At 75.1% G+C, this 15,194-nt stretch carries 7 protein-coding genes; 1 reads left to right on the top strand and 6 read right to left on the bottom strand.

Annotated elements, in window-relative coordinates; translation table 11 throughout:
- From ADK52_RS28140 to ADK52_RS28130, 3 genes are all read right to left on the bottom strand, one after another.
- Window positions 1-300 (bottom strand): phosphoadenosine phosphosulfate reductase family protein (locus tag ADK52_RS28140; RefSeq protein ID WP_159046046.1); only part of this gene is annotated, 300 nt, incomplete at its 3' end.
- Window positions 297-962, bottom strand: coding sequence for an adenylyl-sulfate kinase (gene cysC, locus ADK52_RS28135; RefSeq protein WP_078988662.1), 666 nt, complete (start codon window positions 960-962; stop codon window positions 297-299). The genes ADK52_RS28140 and cysC, both read right to left, overlap by 4 nt.
- Window positions 963-970: 8 nt before the next feature.
- Window positions 971-3,691, bottom strand: coding sequence for a penicillin acylase family protein (locus tag ADK52_RS28130; protein ID WP_234344281.1), 2,721 nt, complete (start codon window positions 3,689-3,691; stop codon window positions 971-973).
- Between the two features lie 259 nt (window positions 3,692-3,950).
- Here ADK52_RS28130 and ADK52_RS28125 point away from each other — a divergent pair, with 259 nt between their 5' ends.
- Window positions 3,951-4,682 carry a hypothetical protein gene (locus ADK52_RS28125; protein ID WP_053692647.1) on the top strand — a complete coding sequence of 244 codons (732 nt, stop codon included), beginning with the start codon at window positions 3,951-3,953 and terminating at the stop codon, window positions 4,680-4,682.
- A 51-nt stretch (window positions 4,683-4,733) separates the two neighbouring features.
- Here ADK52_RS28125 and ADK52_RS28120 read toward each other — a convergent pair whose 3' ends face one another.
- The 3 genes from ADK52_RS28120 to ADK52_RS28110 are packed head-to-tail and all read right to left on the bottom strand — an operon-like array spanning window position 4,734 to window position 15,066.
- Complete coding sequence (locus ADK52_RS28120; RefSeq protein ID WP_053692646.1) at window positions 4,734-6,230, bottom strand: amino acid adenylation domain-containing protein; 1,497 nt, start codon at window positions 6,228-6,230, stop codon at window positions 4,734-4,736.
- Window positions 6,227-9,544 (bottom strand): non-ribosomal peptide synthetase, encoded by a 3,318-nt coding sequence (locus ADK52_RS28115; RefSeq protein ID WP_053692645.1) that lies wholly within the window; start codon window positions 9,542-9,544, stop codon window positions 6,227-6,229. Before ADK52_RS28115 ends, ADK52_RS28120 begins: the two co-directional genes overlap by 4 nt.
- Window positions 9,541-15,066, bottom strand: coding sequence for a non-ribosomal peptide synthetase (locus tag ADK52_RS28110; RefSeq protein WP_053692644.1), 5,526 nt, complete (start codon window positions 15,064-15,066; stop codon window positions 9,541-9,543). The genes ADK52_RS28115 and ADK52_RS28110 overlap by 4 nt, the downstream gene beginning before the upstream one ends.
- Window positions 15,067-15,194: the final 128 nt, after the last annotated feature.

Here is a 15,194-nt window from a genome sequence, read left to right as displayed (position 1 = left end):
CACGTGCAGGCGCAGGTTGTGCTTGGCCACCGCGCGGTCGCGGTAGTCGAGGACCTCGGGGAAGTTGTGCCCGGTGTCGACGTGCAGCAGCGTGAAGGGCACCGGCGCGGGCGCGAAGGCCTTGAGCGCCAGGTGCAGCATGACGATGGAGTCCTTGCCGCCGGAGAAGAGGATCACCGGCTTCTCGAACTCACCCGCCACCTCGCGGAAGATGTGCACCGCTTCGGATTCGAGGGCGTCGAGATGGCTCAGCGCGAAGAGCGAGCCGGCCGCCTCCGCGGCCCGGACGGTCGCCGTCATGCCAGACCCCTTTCGGTGAGCAGTGCGTGCAGGGCCGAGGCCGACTCGCGGACGGTCTGGGTGTGGGACTCGATGCGCAGGTCCGGGGCGCGCGGCGCCTCGTACGGGTCGTCGACGCCGGTCAGACCGGAGATCTCGCCCGCCGCCTGCCTGGCGTACAGGCCCTTCACGTCGCGTACGGAGCACACCTCGACCGGAGTGGCCACGTGCACCTCCAGGTAGGGGGTCGCGGTGGCGCGGTGCCGGGCCCGGACCGCCTCGCGGCTGTCGGTGAACGGCGCGATCACCGGGACCAGGACGAGCACCCCGTTGCGGGCCAGCACCTCGGCGACCATGCCGATCCGCTGGACGTTGGTGTTGCGGTCGTCCCGGGAGAAACCGAGGTCGGCGGAGAGGAACTTGCGGATCTGGTCCCCGTCGAGGACCTCCACCCGCCGGTGCTCCCGGCGCAGCCGTCCGGCCAGCTCCTCGGCAATCGTCGTCTTGCCGGCGCTCGGCAGCCCGGTGAGCCACACGGTGGCCCCCGGCCAGCAGGTGCACAGCCCGGCCCCGTGCGGCAGGGCGCCGGTTTGCGGCAGGACGCCGGTCTGCGGCCGGGACTCGGTTTGCGGCAGGGCGCCGGGTTGCGGCGGTGCCGCGGGGAGGGTTGTCACGAGTGTCATCGGTCTGCTCACGCTCCTTCGGGGCGGAGGGTCAGGCGGTCCTTCGTCGCGGCGGTGACCGCGGACCGGCTGGAGGGCCACGGGAGGGTCTCGCCCCTGCGCCACAGCTCCGTCTGGTCGTCGTAGTGGTCGTTGAAGGCGTGTCCGGAGGCGCCGGTCAGGTTGATCCAGCGCGAGGCGTCGAAGTCGGCGAAGTCCACGACCATCCGCATCGAGGGCACCCAGTTCACCTCGTAGCCCTTGGAGGCGTCCCAGCCGGTCGCGTCGACCGTCGCCGAACCGCCGCCGACCTCCACCGGCTCGTGGTTCAGCAGCCACTGCACGGGCGCGGGCCCGCCGGTACCCAGGGTGTCGTTGCGCAGGGTCAGGGTGTGCAGGGCGCCCCACCGCCACTTCGCCGGGTCGGCGCCGAGCCGGCCGGACAGCTCCTTCGCGGCGTCGTCCAGGGCGGCCCGCAGCACGTCGTCGCGGGTGCGCAGGCCGCGCGGGTCCTTGGCGTTGCGCCACCAGGGGTCGTCCGGCGAGGCCAGCAGCTTGCGGACGACGTCGTACCAGAGGCCGCCGCCGTCGACGTGCAGCTGGGCCTTGTTGCCGTCGAGCTCGTCGTAGAACGTCAGCTTCAGCAGGTTGCTCCACACCGCGTTGAAGTACGCGGCCGGCGCCGAGTCCGCACCCTGCCCGAAGTCCCAGCCGCGCAGCAGGTCCTGGGCGGCCCGGGCGTCCTCGCCGGGGGTGACCGCCAGCAGGTACGGGGTCAGGGAGGCCGCGTTCTCGTTGTGGTCGTCGAGCTGGATCCGCTGCATGGCGGCGGCGTCCAGCTTGCCCGCCTTCTCGATCAGCTGCGCGATCCGCTCGCTGCGGTAGCCGTCGCCCCAGTTGCGGGTCAGGTCGTACGGGTACTGCGGGCCGGCCGCCGCGTTGTTCGCGGTGACGATGTAGCCCGACTCCGGGTCGAAGGAGCGCGGCAGCGCGTCGAAGGGAACGAAGCCCTGCCAGTCGTACTCACCGGTCCAGCCGGGCACCGGCCAGCGGCCCTCGCCCTTGCCGCGCACCGGGATCCGGCCGGGCGCCTGGTAGCCGATGTGGCCCTGGCGGTCGGCGTAGACCAAGTTCTGCGCGGGGGAGGAGAACAGGGCGGCCGCGGCCCGGAAGGAGTCCCAGTCCTTGGCGGTGTCCAGCTGGAACACCGCGTCCATGGTCCGGCCCGGGTCCAGCGCGCTCCACCGCATCGCGACCGCGTACTCGGCGCCCCCGCCGCTCTCGCGCTCGACGCCGGGGATCCGGCCCTCGGCGGCGAGCGTCTTCGCCTTGGGGAAGGCGTCGGAGATGACCGGGCCGTGGACGGTGGAGCGGACGGTGATGGTGCGGTCCGGGCCGCCCGCGACCTTCAGGACCTCCTGCCGGGTCTCCAGCGGCCGCTGCTCGCCCTTGTAGGCGTACGTGCCGCCGGTGATGCGCTCCACGAACAGGTCGGTGTCGGCGGGGGCCAGGTTGGTCACGCCCCAGCCGATGTCGCCGTTGTGGCCGACGATCACCCCGGGCATCCCGGCGAAGCCGAAGCCGGACACGTCGTACGGGCAGGCCGGGCCGGTCGTGGTGCAGTGCAGGCCGCCCTGGTACCAGACGCCCGGCATGGACGGGGACAGGTGCGGGTCGTTCGCGAGCAGCGGCTTGCCGGTCGTCGTGCGGCTGCCGGCCACCACCCACGAGTTGGAGCCGATGCCCGAACCGCGCGGCCCGAGCACCTTGTCGACTCCGGCGAGGGCGTCGGAGGCACCCGCCATCGGCCCGTACGCGGCCGTCGCGGTGGCCGTCGCCGTCGCGCCGGCCGCGGCGGCGGCCGCCGCCGCGGCCGGTGCCGCGGGCACGGTGCCCTGGCTGTCGCCGGGGGAGACGATGGGCCGCCAGCGGGAGAAGTCGTACGTGGGGAAGAGGGAATCGACCTGGGCGTCCGTCAGGGTCGCGGCCAGCAGCGCGTGCCGCACCTGGTCCGAGAGGGTGGCGTTGAGGTTCCAGGCCATGGCCTTGAGCCAGGACACCGAGTCCGCGGGCGTCCAGGGCGCCGGGCTGTAGTCCAGGCCGCCCAGCTTCAGCAGCGGGTACTCCACCCCCAGGTCCGCGCCCTTGTGGCCGGCGAGGTAGGAATTGACCCCGGCCGCGTACGCGTCGAGGTTGGCCCGCGACTGCGGGTCCAGCAGGGCGACCTCCTGCTCGGCCACCCGCCGCCAGCCCATCGTGCGGATCAGCGAGTCGGTCTCCACCTGGCTCTCGCCGAACAGTTCGGCGAGGCTGCCGGAGGTGATGTGCCGGCGGACGTCCATCTCCCAGAACCGGTCCTGGGCGTGCACGAGCCCCTGCGCGAGGAACAGGTCGTGCGGGTCGCCCGCGTAGATCTGGGGGACGCCCGAGGCGTCCCGGGCCACCGTCACCGGCCCGTGCAGGCCCGCCACCGTCAGCTCGCCCGACACCTGCGGGTACGAGGCCCGCACCATCCGGGTGGCCGCCAGGCCGGCCACGCAGGCCACCGTCACCAGCAGTACCGCCAGGCACCAGGCGGTCACCCGAAGCCTGCGCCACCAGCGCGAGCCCCGCCGCGGCGCGGCCCGCACCTCCTGCGGACCGTCCTCCTGCGGACCGTCCTCCTGCGGGCCGCCCTCCCCAGGGTTGCCACCGGGGCCCTCCCCACCCGGCGCGCCGGGCCGGGTCAGCGGATCCATCACATCGCTCATGTCGTCCGATCCCATGCTCGGCGGAACTCTGCGCTCCCGACGGTCGCAGTCGCGCCGCCCGGGCATAAGCCGGGGAATCTCCCGACAGTCGTTCCGCTATTCGTTCGCTATTGGCCGGCCGTCGGCCGGGGGAGCGGCCCGGCAGCGGGCCGATAGCGGGCCGGGAGCGGCCCGCGGTTGAGTGGGGCACCCGGGGACGCCGCAGCGGCGGAACCGGTGCACTGCACCCTTGGTCATTTCCGGACACGAAGGCGGGGACATGCCGGCGACAGCGCTCTGGGCGGCACCACGATCACGTTCGACCGCGTTCTTCCGGTCGATGCTCCAGCACGGCGACATCACCGCCCTGCACGAGCCGTTCTGCAACGTCGCGGACTTCGGGGAGACCGAGGTCGAGGGCGCCGTGGTGCGCTCCGAACGCGAGCTGATCGACGCGATCGGCGAACTCGCCCGCCACCGGCCGGTGTTCTTCAAGGACACCACCGACCACCGCTACGCCGAGGTCCTCGCCGACACGGAGTTCCTCGCCGGGACCCGGCACACCTTCCTGCTGCGCCGCCCCGAGGAGATCGTCTCCTCCTTCTACGCCCTCCAGCCCGACATGGAGCTCTCGGACGTCGGCGTCGAGGGTCTGCACGAGATGTACCTGGCCGTCCTCGGCGCCGGCGGAGAGCCGCCCGTGGTCGTCGACTCCGACGACCTGGTGGAGCGGCCCGCCGCCACGATGGCCGCCTACTGCGCCGCCGTCGGCATCCCCTTCCGGCCCGAGACGCTCAGCTGGGACGCCACCGCCCGCGGCGAATGGCAGCGCACCGACCGCTGGCACGTCGCCGTCAGCAACAGCACCGGCTTCTCCAAGAGCCGCACCGCCTACCGGCACACCGCGGAGAACAACCCGGAGCTCGCGCGGTTCGCCGCACACCACCGGCCGTTCTACGAGTTCCTGTGGGACGCCCGGCTGAGGGTCGGCCAGGAGGCCCCCGCTCTCTGACCGCCCCGCACCCGAGGGGCCCGGCCCGCACACCGCGGGCCGGGCCCCGGGTCAGAGCGCGGCGGCCAGCGCCCGCCGGTCCACCTTGGCGTTGGGGGTCAGCGGGATCTCCTCCAGCACGACCACCCGCCCCGGCAGCATGTACACCGGCAGCACCGCGCGCAGGTGCGCGTGGACCTCCGCGAGCGAGGGGGTGTCCGTACCGGTGACGAAGGCCGTCAGCACGCCCTCGCCGCCCTCCTGCGGCCGCACCAGGTCCACCACCGCGTCCTTGACCCGCGGATGCGTCAGCAGGACCTCCTCGATCTCGCCGGGTTCGATGCGGTGCCCGTGCAGCTTGATCTGGGTGTCGATCCGCCCCGCGAACTCCAGGCCGTCGTCCCCCACCGTCCAGCGGACCAGGTCGCCCGTCCGGTACAGCCGGGCGCCGTGCCCGCCGAACGGATCCGGTACGAACTTCAGCGCCGTCAGCCCCGGCCGGTCCAGGTAGCCCCGCGCCAGGCACGGGCCGCCGATCAGCAGCTCGCCGAACTCGCCCGGCGGCCGCTCCGAGCCGTCCGGGCCCACCACGTGCGCCTCCAGGTTCGGCATCGCCTCGCCGATCAGCGGCTTGGGCCGGCCCAGCTCCGGATCGTGCCGCTGCTCGGTACAGGCCACGGTCGCCTCGGTGGGCCCGTACTGGTTGTTGACGATCCGCGTCGGCGAGGACCAGCGGTCCGCCTGGAAGCGGCTCAGCTGCTCCCCGCCCACGTTGAGCACCCGCAGCTCGGGCAACCGCTCCGGGTCCAGCAGCGGCAGGATCGCCGTGGTGAACACCCCGATCGTGACGCCCTCGTCGTGCATCAGGGCGCCCAGCGCCCGCGGGTCGAGCAGGGTCAGCGCCGAGCCCTGCACCAGGCAGGAGCCCGTGGTCAGCGCCCCGAAGATCTCCAGGACGCTCACGTCGAAACAGGGCGTGGTCAGCTGGAGCCAGCGGTCGCCCGGCCCGATCGTGAACTGCCGCGCCATGTGCGAGGTCAGGTTGACCACTCCCCGGTGCGGCAGCAGCGTCCCCTTGGGGCGGCCCGTCGACCCCGAGGTGTAGATGACGTACGCCAGTTGGTCCGGGTGCGCCGGCAGCTCCGGGTCGGCCGCGGACAGCCCGGTCAGCATGTCCGCCGTGAACGGGTCGTCGACGCAGACCGCCGCCGCCTCCTCGGGGACCTGCCCGGCCAGGGCGGTCGTGGTGACGACCAGCTCGCAGCCCGCGTCCCCCATCAGGTAGCCCAGCCGGTCCACGGGCTGCGCCGGGTCCATCGGCAGGTACGCCCCGCCCGCCTTGAGGATCGCGAGCATCGCCAGCGGCAGCTGCGGGCCGCGCTCCATGAGCACGCCCACGACCGACTCCCGGCCCACGCCCATCCGGCGCAGGTGCGCCGCCAGCCGGTTGGCCCGCCCGTTCAGCTGCCCGTAACTCCACTGCTCGCCCTCGAAGCGCAGCGCGGGCGCCTCGGGGATCCGCCGCGCCCAGTCCTGCACGAGCTCGTGCAGGCATGCCTGTCCGTTCATTCCCGACCGCCTCCAGCGTCCGTGTCCGCCGGCCCGGATCCGTCCCGGCCGGCCAGCAGTTCCTCCACCTCGTCCTCGCTGAGCTCGCCGATCTCCAGGGCCAGGCGCGCGATCGCCGCGACGTCCACGCCCTGGTCCCGGCCGGCCGCCTCCACGAGGGCCGCCTGGCTCTCCACGTCGGTGGCCGCGAAGACCTCCCGCAGCGGGATCTCCACCCCGAACACCTCCGCGGTCAGCGCGGCGATCCGGGTCGCGGCCAGCGAGTAGCCGCCCAGCTCGAAGAAGTCGTCCCGTACGCCCACCCCGTCGACGTGGAGCACGCTGCCCCACACCTCGGCCAGCAGCGACTCCACCGGGGTACGGGGGGCCAGCCGCCCGGTGTCCAGGGCCGGCCGGGCGCTGCCGACGGGCGGCAGGGCCCCCCGGTCGGCCTTGCCGCTGACCGCGAGCGGCAGCCGCTCCAGCGCCACGAAGTGCGCGGGCACCATGTGTTCGGGCAGGGTCCGGCGCAGCTGCTCCCGCACTCCGCCCACCGGCAGTTCTCCGCCGCCCTCCGGTACGTAGTAGGCGGCGAGGGTGGTGTCGCCGGTCTCCCGCACCGCCTTGACCACCGCCTCCCGGATCCCGGGCAGGGCCGCCAGGGCCGCCTCGACCTCGCCGAGCTCGATGCGGAACCCGCGCACCTTGACCTGGTCGTCGATGCGGCCGAGGTAGTCCAGGCCGCCGCCGGCCGTCCAGCGGGCCAGGTCCCCGGTGCGGTACATCCGCTGCCCGGGCTCCCCGAAGGGATCGGGCAGGAACGCGGAGGCGGTCAGCGCGGGCCGCCCGTGGTAGCCGCGGGCCAGCCCGGCGCCCGCCACGTACAGCTCGCCCGCCACCCCGACCGGCACCGGCCGCAGCGCGCGGTCCAGCACGTACGCGCGGGAGTTGGCCATGGGCCGGCCGATCGGGACCGGGCCCGGGGCCAGCACCTCGCCGGGGCCCACCCGGAGGGCGACACAGCCCACGGTGGCCTCGGTGGGCCCGTACTCGTTGGTGACCACCGCGCCGGGGAAGCGCGCACGCCACTGGTCGAGGACCTCGGAGGTCAGCATCTCGCCGCCGATGACCAGGTCCCCGGTGGGCGAGTACGCCTCCGGCAGCCCCAGCAGGATCGGCAGGTGGCTCGGCGTGACCTTCAGCAGGGACAGCCGGCCCTCCCCGCCCGGCAGTTCGTCGGTGCGGCCGTCGAGCCCGCCCAGCACGATCCGGCCGCCCGCGGTCAGCGGCCCCAGCAGGGTGGTCACCGACAGGTCGACGGAGACCGGCGAGTGCAGCAGCGCCGACCCGGCCAGGCCCGGGTAGTCCCGGCGGCAGGCGGCCAGGTAGTCGGCGAGCGCGCGGTGGCTGATCAGGACGCCCTTGGGCTTTCCGGTCGAGCCCGAGGTGTAGATGGCGTACGCCAGGTGGTCGGGGCGCAGCGGGGCCCGCCGGTCGGCGTCGGTGACGTCGCCGGCGGCGCAGCGGGCCAGCGCGGCCCGGGTGCCGGGCGCGTCCAGGTCGAGGCGCTCGGCCGCGCCCGTCGCCGCCGCGGGGACGGCCGTGGTGGTGAGCACGGCCGACGGCGCCGCGTCGGAGAGCAGGTACGCGATCCGGTCGGGCGGCAGCACCGGGTCCACCGGGACGTACGCGGCACCGGACTTGAGGACGGCCAGCACGGCCGTCACCGTCTCGGCCGAGCGCGGCAGCATCAGCGCCACCGTCCGCTCGGGGCCCGCGCCGCGCTCGATCAGCAGCCGGGCCAGCCGGTTGGCGGCCTCGTTCAGCTCGCCGTACGTGAGGGTGCCCGCGTCGCCGACCACGGCCGGGGCGTGCGGGTGGGCGGCCGCGCGGGCCTCGACCAGGGCCGCGGTGAGCTCCGCGGGGACCTCGGCGGCGGTCCGGTTCCACTCGGTGAGCAGGGTGTGCTCGTCCTCGGGGCGCAGCAGCGGCAGTTCCCCGATCCGGTCCCCGGGGCGGGCCGCGGCCGCCGCCAGGAGGGTCTCGTACTGGGTCCACATCCGGGCGACGGTGGCCTCGTCGAAGAGGTCGGTGCTGTAGTCGACGACCCCCTCGAAGCACTCCCCGGAGTCCCACAGCTGCACGTTGAGGTCCAGGTGGGTGGCCTTGCGGCGGACCGGGACGGTCGACAGCTCCAGGCCGTCCAGCGCCACGTCCGGCAGCGGCGCGCTCTGCAGCAGGAACATCACCTGCGCCAGCGGCTGGTGGCTCAGGTCCCGCTTGGGAGCGAGTTCCTCCACGAGCCGGTCGAAGGGCAGGTCCTGGTGCTGGAGGCCGTCCAGTACGGTCTCGCCCACCTGCGCGGCCAGTTCGGCGAAGCTGGGGTCACCGGCCAGCGAGGCCCGCAGCAGCAGCACGTTGATGAAGCAGCCGATGACCTGCTCCACCTGCGGGGTGCGGTTGGCGACCCCGCTGCTGACGGTGATGTCCTCGCCGCCGGTCCAGCGGCCCACCGCCGCGTGGAAGGCGGCCAGCAGGGCGGTGAACGGGGTGACCCCGAGGGCGCGGGCCGTCTGCCGGACGGCGGCCGAGGTCCGCGGGGACAGCCGTACGGGAAGGGTCGCCCCGCGGTAGGACTGCACGGGGGGCCGCGGCCGGTCGGCGGGCAGCTCCAGCACCGGCTGCATCCCGGCGAGCCGCTCGCGCCAGTAGCCGAGCAGCTCCCCGGTCCGCGCCCCGTCGAGCTGCTCGCGGTGCCAGGCCGCGTAGTCGACGTACTGCACCTCCGGCTCGGGCAGCTCCGGCCGCCCGCCGGCCCGCAGCACCGGGTAGGCGGCGGCCAGTTCGCCGACGAAGATCCCGCAGGACCAGCTGTCGGAGACCAGGTGGTGCATGGTGACGGCCAGGACGTGGTCCTCGGCGGCCAGCCGCAGCAGCTCGACGCGCAGCAGCCGTCCCGTGAGGTCGAAGGGGCGGGCGGCCGCCTCGGCCACCAGGGCGGCCAGCGCCTCGGCGTCGGCCGCGGCCGCGTGGCCGGTCAGGTCCCGCACCGGCACCCCGACGAGGTGGTCCTCCTCGACGATCTGGCCGAGGACCCCGTCGACCGTGCGGAAGACGGTGCGCAGCGACTCGTGCCGGCGCACCACCTCGCGGACGGCGCCGGTCAGGGCGGTGGTGTCGAGCGGTCCGCGCAGCCGTACCGCGAAGGGCACGTGATAGGCGGAGCCGCCCGGGTACAGCTGCTCGATGATCATGATCCGCTGCTGGGCGTGCGTCGCCGGGAACATGATCTGCTCGGGGTGCATCAGGGCCATCGGATTCTCCACGTACGTCATGAGCCGCTCTGGCTGCCGATCCGGCGTGCGGCCCGCAGGGCCCGCAGCGCGTCCTTGCCCCCGCCCGGCGCCGCTCCCGGCGCGACGAGGCTGACCTGGCGGGTGCGGTCGATCCGGGTGATCCGGCCCGCCCCGCCGCCCGGCTGCGGCGGCGCGTCCGCCGTGGCGAGGGCGTCCACCGCCGCCGCCAGGTGCTCCAGCGTCGGCGTCTCGAACATCACCCGCAGCGGCAGCTGCGCCCCCAGCGACTCCCGCACCCGCACCGCGAAGCGGGACATCAGCAGGGAGTGGGCGCCGTGGTCGAAGAGGTTGTCGGTGCGGCCGATCGCCCCGGTGCCGAGGAGCTCGGCGAGGATCCCCGCCAGCTCCCGCTCGGTCGCCGTGGCCGGCTCGTCGCGGGGCGCGTCCTGCTCCGGCGCGGGCGGCTTGAGCGCCGCCCGGTCCACCTTGCCGCTGGTGCCGAGCGGGAAGCCGTCCACCCACACGAACCGGGCGGGCACCATGTAGGCGGGCAGCACCCGCGCCAGCTCCTCGCGCACGGCGCGGGTGGTGGCGTGCTCGTCGAAGTCCCCGCCGCCCGCTCCGCCGCCGCTGCGGTCCGGGCGGACGTACGCGACCAGCACCGCCGGGGCGTCCGGCGCGGACCGGTGCACCACGGTCACGCCCTGGCTCAGCGCCGGCAGCCGGCTGAGCGCGGCGTCGATCTCGCCCAGTTCGATCCGGTGGCCGTTGACCTTGACCTGGTTGTCGACCCGCCCGAGCAGCTCGGTCCGGCCGTCCGCGGTGGTCCGCGCCAGGTCTCCGGTCCGGTACAGGCGGACGCCGGGGGTCTCCCCGTACGGGTCCGGCACGAACGCCGCCGCCGTCAGGCCCGGCCGGCCCAGGTAGCCGCGGGCCAGCCCGGCGCCGCCGATCAGCAGCTCGCCGGCCGCGCCGGCGGGTACCGGCTCCAGCGCCGCGTCGAGCACGTACACCTGCGTGTTGGCGATGGGCGCGCCCAGCGGGGTGGCGGCCCCCGGCACCGCGGTGACCTGCGTGCCGGTCGACCACACGGTGGTCTCGGTCGGCCCGTACAGGTTCCACAGGGTGCCCGTACCGAAGGACAGCAGCGTGCGGGCCAGTCCGGGGGAGAGGGCCTCGCCGCCGCTGGCCATCGCCAGGCCCGGGGTGCCGGTCCAGCCCGCCTCGCACAGCAGCCGCCAGGTCGCGGGGGTGGCCTGCATCATCGAGAAGGCGCCGGACTCCAGCCGCACCCGCAGCTGTTCCCCGGCGGCCGCGATCCTGCGCGCCGCGATGTGGGAGCAGCCGCCGGTGATCAGCGGGAGGTAGGCCTCCAGGGCGGAGATGTCGAAGGAGAAGGTGGTCACGGCGAGCAGCCGGCCGCCCTCGGCGGGCCCCAGCAGCCGGACCATGGCGGCGAGGAAGTTGGCCAGGGCCCCGTGCGGGACCTGCACCCCCTTGGGGCGGCCGGTCGAGCCGGAGGTGTAGAGCACGTACGCCGCCTGGTCGGGGCGTACGCGGACGCCGGGCGGCGGGGAGGCGGGCAGCGCGGCGAGTTCCCCGGCGAGCTCGTCGAGGAGGAGCCGGACCGGTCCGGCCGCGGGGGCTTCGGCCGCGCCGGGCTCACCGGCCGTGCCGGCCGCACCGGCGGTATCGCCCGCACCGGCGGTATCGCCCGTACCGGCCGTGTCCACGGACGAGTCGGTGAGCACGGACGAGTCGGTGAGCACGATGCGGGCGCCGCTGTCGGCCAGCAGGTACGCGATCCGCTCGGCCGGCAGGTGCGGATCGACCGGCAGGTAGCTGCCGCCCGCCCGCAGCACCGCGAGCATCGCCACGACCGTCGTCTCGTCGTGCGGCAGCCGCACGGCCACGGTCTCCTCGGCCCGCAGCCCCCGCGCGAGCAGCAGCCGGGCGAGCCGGTTCACGGCCGCGTCCAGCTCCCGGTAGCTCAGCGTCCGGGTGGCGCGCACCCGGTCCGCGTCCGGGGCGGGCCCGGCCGGGCCGAGCGCGTACTCGGTGTCGTCGAAGGCCAGGGCGGGCGCGTCGGGCGTCCGGGCGGCCTGCGCGGCCACCAGCTCGTGCACCGGGACGTCCGAAGTCCCCGGCACGGACGTGTCGTTGCGGCCGTGCAGGACGGCGGCCCGCTCGGCGGCGGGCATCAGCGGCAGCAGGGCGGCGGGGCGCTCCGGGTCCGTGGCGACGGCGTCCAGCAGGGCGCACAGCCCGGCGGCCATCCGCTCGGCCGTGGCGTCCTCGAACAGGGCGCGGTCGAACTGGAGCAGCCCGCTGAGCGTGCCGTCCACCTCGGCGAAGGTCAGCTGGAGGTCCATCTGGGCGTGCGGCTGGTCCAGCGGCACCGGCCGCATCTCCAGCCCGCCCAGGTCGAACCGGGAGGCGGGATCGCCCAGGACGAACGCCGCCAGGGGGCCCGACTGGAGCGTGAACAGCGCCTGCACCAGCGGGGTGCGGCTCGTGTCGCGCGCCACCCGGCTCCGCTCGACCAGCAGCGACAGCGGCATCGCGCTGTGCCGCAGGGCGGCCGGTACGCTCCGCGCGGCCCGCCGCAGCAGGGCGGTGAACGACTCGCCCGGCACCAGATCGGCGCGCAGCACCGCGGTGTTGAGGAACGGCCCGACCACCTCCGCCGTGTCGGCGTGCTCCCGGCCGTGTACGGGGGAGCCCACGAGCAGGCTCGCCTGCCCGGCCGTCCGGCCCAGCATCAGCTGGTACGCGCTCAGCAGGACCGTGTAGAGGGTGGTCCCCTCGGCGCGGGCGAGGGCGCCCAGCGCGGCGGCGGTCCCGGGCTCCAGCCGGAAGCGCCGCACCCCGGCCGGGGCGCGCCGGCGGGCCGGGCGGACGTGGTCGGCGGGCAGTTCCAGTACGGTCGGGGCGCCCTCCAGCTCGCGCTGCCAGAACTCCCACAGCCGCTCGCCCTCCGCCCCGGCGAGCCGTCCGGCCTGGCGGCGCACGGCCGCGCCGAACCCGGGCACGGCCCGCGCGTCGGGGGCGGGGCCGCCGGTCTCGGCCCGGTAGTGCGCGCCGAGCTCCCGCAGCAGGACCTCCAGGGACCACAGGTCGCAGACCAGGTGGTGCAGGGAGACGACCAGCCGGTGGCGGCCGGGCCCGCAGCGCAGCAGGGCCACCCGCAGCAGCGGACCCGCCTCCACGTCGAAGGGCCGGTAGGCGAGCGCGGTCAGCTCGGCCCGCATCCGCTCCGCGGGCCACGCGCTCGCGTCGGTTGCGGTGAACTCCGGCTCCAGGACGGCGTGGACGCGCTGCACGGGGCCGTCGCCGACCTCGGGGAAGGTGGTGCGCAGGGCCGCGTGGCGGCGTACGACGGCGGCCAGCGCGCGGCGCAGCGCGGCCGCGTCCACCTCGCCGGACAGCTCGGCGGCGGCGGCGAGGTGGTAGGCGGAGCTGTCGGGGTCCATCCGGTGCAGGAACCACATGGCCCGCTGCCCGTGCGCGAGTTCGCCGTCCCCGGGCGGGGCGTCGTCGAGCAGTGCGGGAGCCGTGCCCGGTGCCCCGGCGACGGTGCCGGCGCCGGCGACGATGGCCTCGGCCAGTTCGGCCAGGGTCAGCGAGAAGGCCTCCTCCGGGCCGAGCTCCAGCCCGAACTCCCGCTGGAGCCGGTGCAGGAGCCGTACGGAGTCCAGCGAGTCCAGGCCCAGGGCCGCCGGGGAGGCGTCCGCGGGCACCTCCTCGGGCCGGGTCCGCAGCAGCACGGCCGCGGCCCGCCGCAGGTGGGCGAGGACCGCCGCGTGGTCGCCGGCGGCCGGTACGGGCACTTCCGCGGCGGCGGCCGCGTCCCCGGCCGCGGCGGCCGGCTGCTCCTCGTCGGCGTGGACGGCGGTCACCAGCAGTTCGCCCGCCAGGTAGGCGGCGCGGCAGGCGTGCCGGGCCACCTTGCCGCTGGAGGTCCGCGGCAGCGAGGCCGTACGGATCAGGACCACGGCGTGCGGGCGCACCTCGTGCTGCTCGGCGACCTTGGCCTGCACGGTGCGGGCCAGCTCCGCCGGATCCGCCAGCCCGTGGCCGTGGATCAGCTCCTGGACCACGACCAGCTGCTCGGCGCCGTCGGCGCCGGTGACGGAGAAGGCGGCGCCGCCGTTGCCGCGCAGCGCGGGCGAGCAGCGCTCGGCGGTCAGCTCGATGTCCTGCGGGTAGTGGTTGCGGCCGCGGACGATGATCAGGTCCTTGCGGCGGCCGGTCACGTACAGCTCGCGCGCGTCGCCGTCGCCCGAGAGGAAGCCGAGGTCGCCGGTGCGCAGGAAGCCGGTGCCGTCACCGCCCTCGACGAGCGCGCCGAAGGTGTCCGCGACGGCGTCGGTGCGGTTGAAGTAGCCGCGCGCCACGCTCGGGCCGGCCACCCACACCTCGCCGATCTCCCCGTCGGCCACGGGCAGCCGGGTCTGCGGGTCGACGATCTCCAGCCGCTGCTCGGGCGGCAGCACCCCGGAGGCGACCAGTTCGCCGGCCACGCCGGAGCCGGCGGGCGGCTCGCAGGTGCGGAAGCCGGTACCCGCGGGGCCGCCCGTCACCAGCAGGGAGCCCTCGGCCAGCCCGTAGCAGGGCAGGAAGGCCTCGGGGCGGAAGCCGGAGACGGCGAAGGCCTCGGCGAAGCGGTGCAGCGAGGCCGGGCGGACGGGCTCCGCCCCGTTGTACGCCACCTGCCAGGACGATAGGTCCAGGGCGGCCCGCTGCTCCTCGGTGGTGCGTTCGACGGCAAGGTCGTAGGCGAAGTTGGGGCCGCCGGTGACGGTCGCCCGCTCCTCGGCGACCACGCCCAGCCAGCGCAGCGGGTCGCGGGCGAAGGTGCTCGGCGCCATCAGCGACATCGTGCCGCCCGCGCGGACGGTCCCCATGACCGAGCCGATCAGGCCCATGTCGTGGTACATCGGCAGCCACGACACCCCGCGCATCCCGCTGTCCAGCCCGAACACCCGGCCGATCATCGCGGTGTTGTGCAGCAGGTTGCCGTGGCTGAGGACGACGCCGCGGGGCGTCGAGGTGGAGCCGGAGGTGTACTGGAGGAAGGCCGTGGCGTCCTCGCCGATCCGCGGGGCGTGCCACGTCGGCGCGTCCTCGGCGCTCATCGCGTCGGTCGCCACCAGCCGCAGCGGCGGCACCCCGTCGGCGGAGGCCAGGCGCGGGGCGAGCCGGTCGCGGATCACCGCGGTCGTCAGTGCCACCTCCGCGCCGCTGTCGCGCACGATCGCGGCGAGCCGCTCGGTGGAACGGACACCCCGGCTCGGCGGGTACGCGGGGACCGCGACGACCCCCGCGTACAGGCAGCCGAAGAAGGCGGCCACGTAGTCCAGTCCGGCGGGGAACAGCAGGACGGCGCTGCGCCCGGCCAGCCCGAGGTCCGCCAGGTGCGCCGCGACGGCCCGGGCCCGGGCGTCCAGCCCGGCCCAGTCGAGCGCCTCGGGCTCGCCCGGCTCCTCGGAGTGGAAGCGGAAGGCCGTCGCGTGCGGGCGTTCCTGCGCCGTACCGGAAAGTACGTCTCGCCAGTTCATTTAACGACCTCACCTCGATCACACCGTGGTCAACGGTGCACACCTTGGCCCAGCCGCCGTCCCCGGCTCGATCGGGACTTTCCCCGACTGCCCCGTGCGCGTACGGGCTGTGAGAGTCCGTCAGGGTG

It is taken from the genome of Streptomyces sp. WM6372, assembly GCF_001279655.1.
Lineage (GTDB): Bacteria > Actinomycetota > Actinomycetes > Streptomycetales > Streptomycetaceae > Streptomyces.
This window is presented reverse-complemented; position numbering and strand designations above follow the sequence as displayed.

What these genes read in the sequence shown, in the direction of transcription:
- cysC (WP_078988662.1), bottom strand. Translation starts at nt 962, where the DNA reads ATGACACTCGTGACAACCCTCCCCGCGGCACCGCCGCAACCCGGCGCC.
- ADK52_RS28130 (WP_234344281.1), bottom strand. Translation starts at nt 3,691, where the DNA reads ATGAGCGATGTGATGGATCCGCTGACCCGGCCCGGCGCGCCGGGTGGG.
- ADK52_RS28125 (WP_053692647.1), top strand. Translation starts at nt 3,951, where the DNA reads ATGCCGGCGACAGCGCTCTGGGCGGCACCACGATCACGTTCGACCGCG.
- ADK52_RS28120 (WP_053692646.1), bottom strand. Translation starts at nt 6,230, where the DNA reads ATGAACGGACAGGCATGCCTGCACGAGCTCGTGCAGGACTGGGCGCGG.
- ADK52_RS28115 (WP_053692645.1), bottom strand. Translation starts at nt 9,544, where the DNA reads ATGACGTACGTGGAGAATCCGATGGCCCTGATGCACCCCGAGCAGATC.
- ADK52_RS28110 (WP_053692644.1), bottom strand. Translation starts at nt 15,066, where the DNA reads ATGAACTGGCGAGACGTACTTTCCGGTACGGCGCAGGAACGCCCGCAC.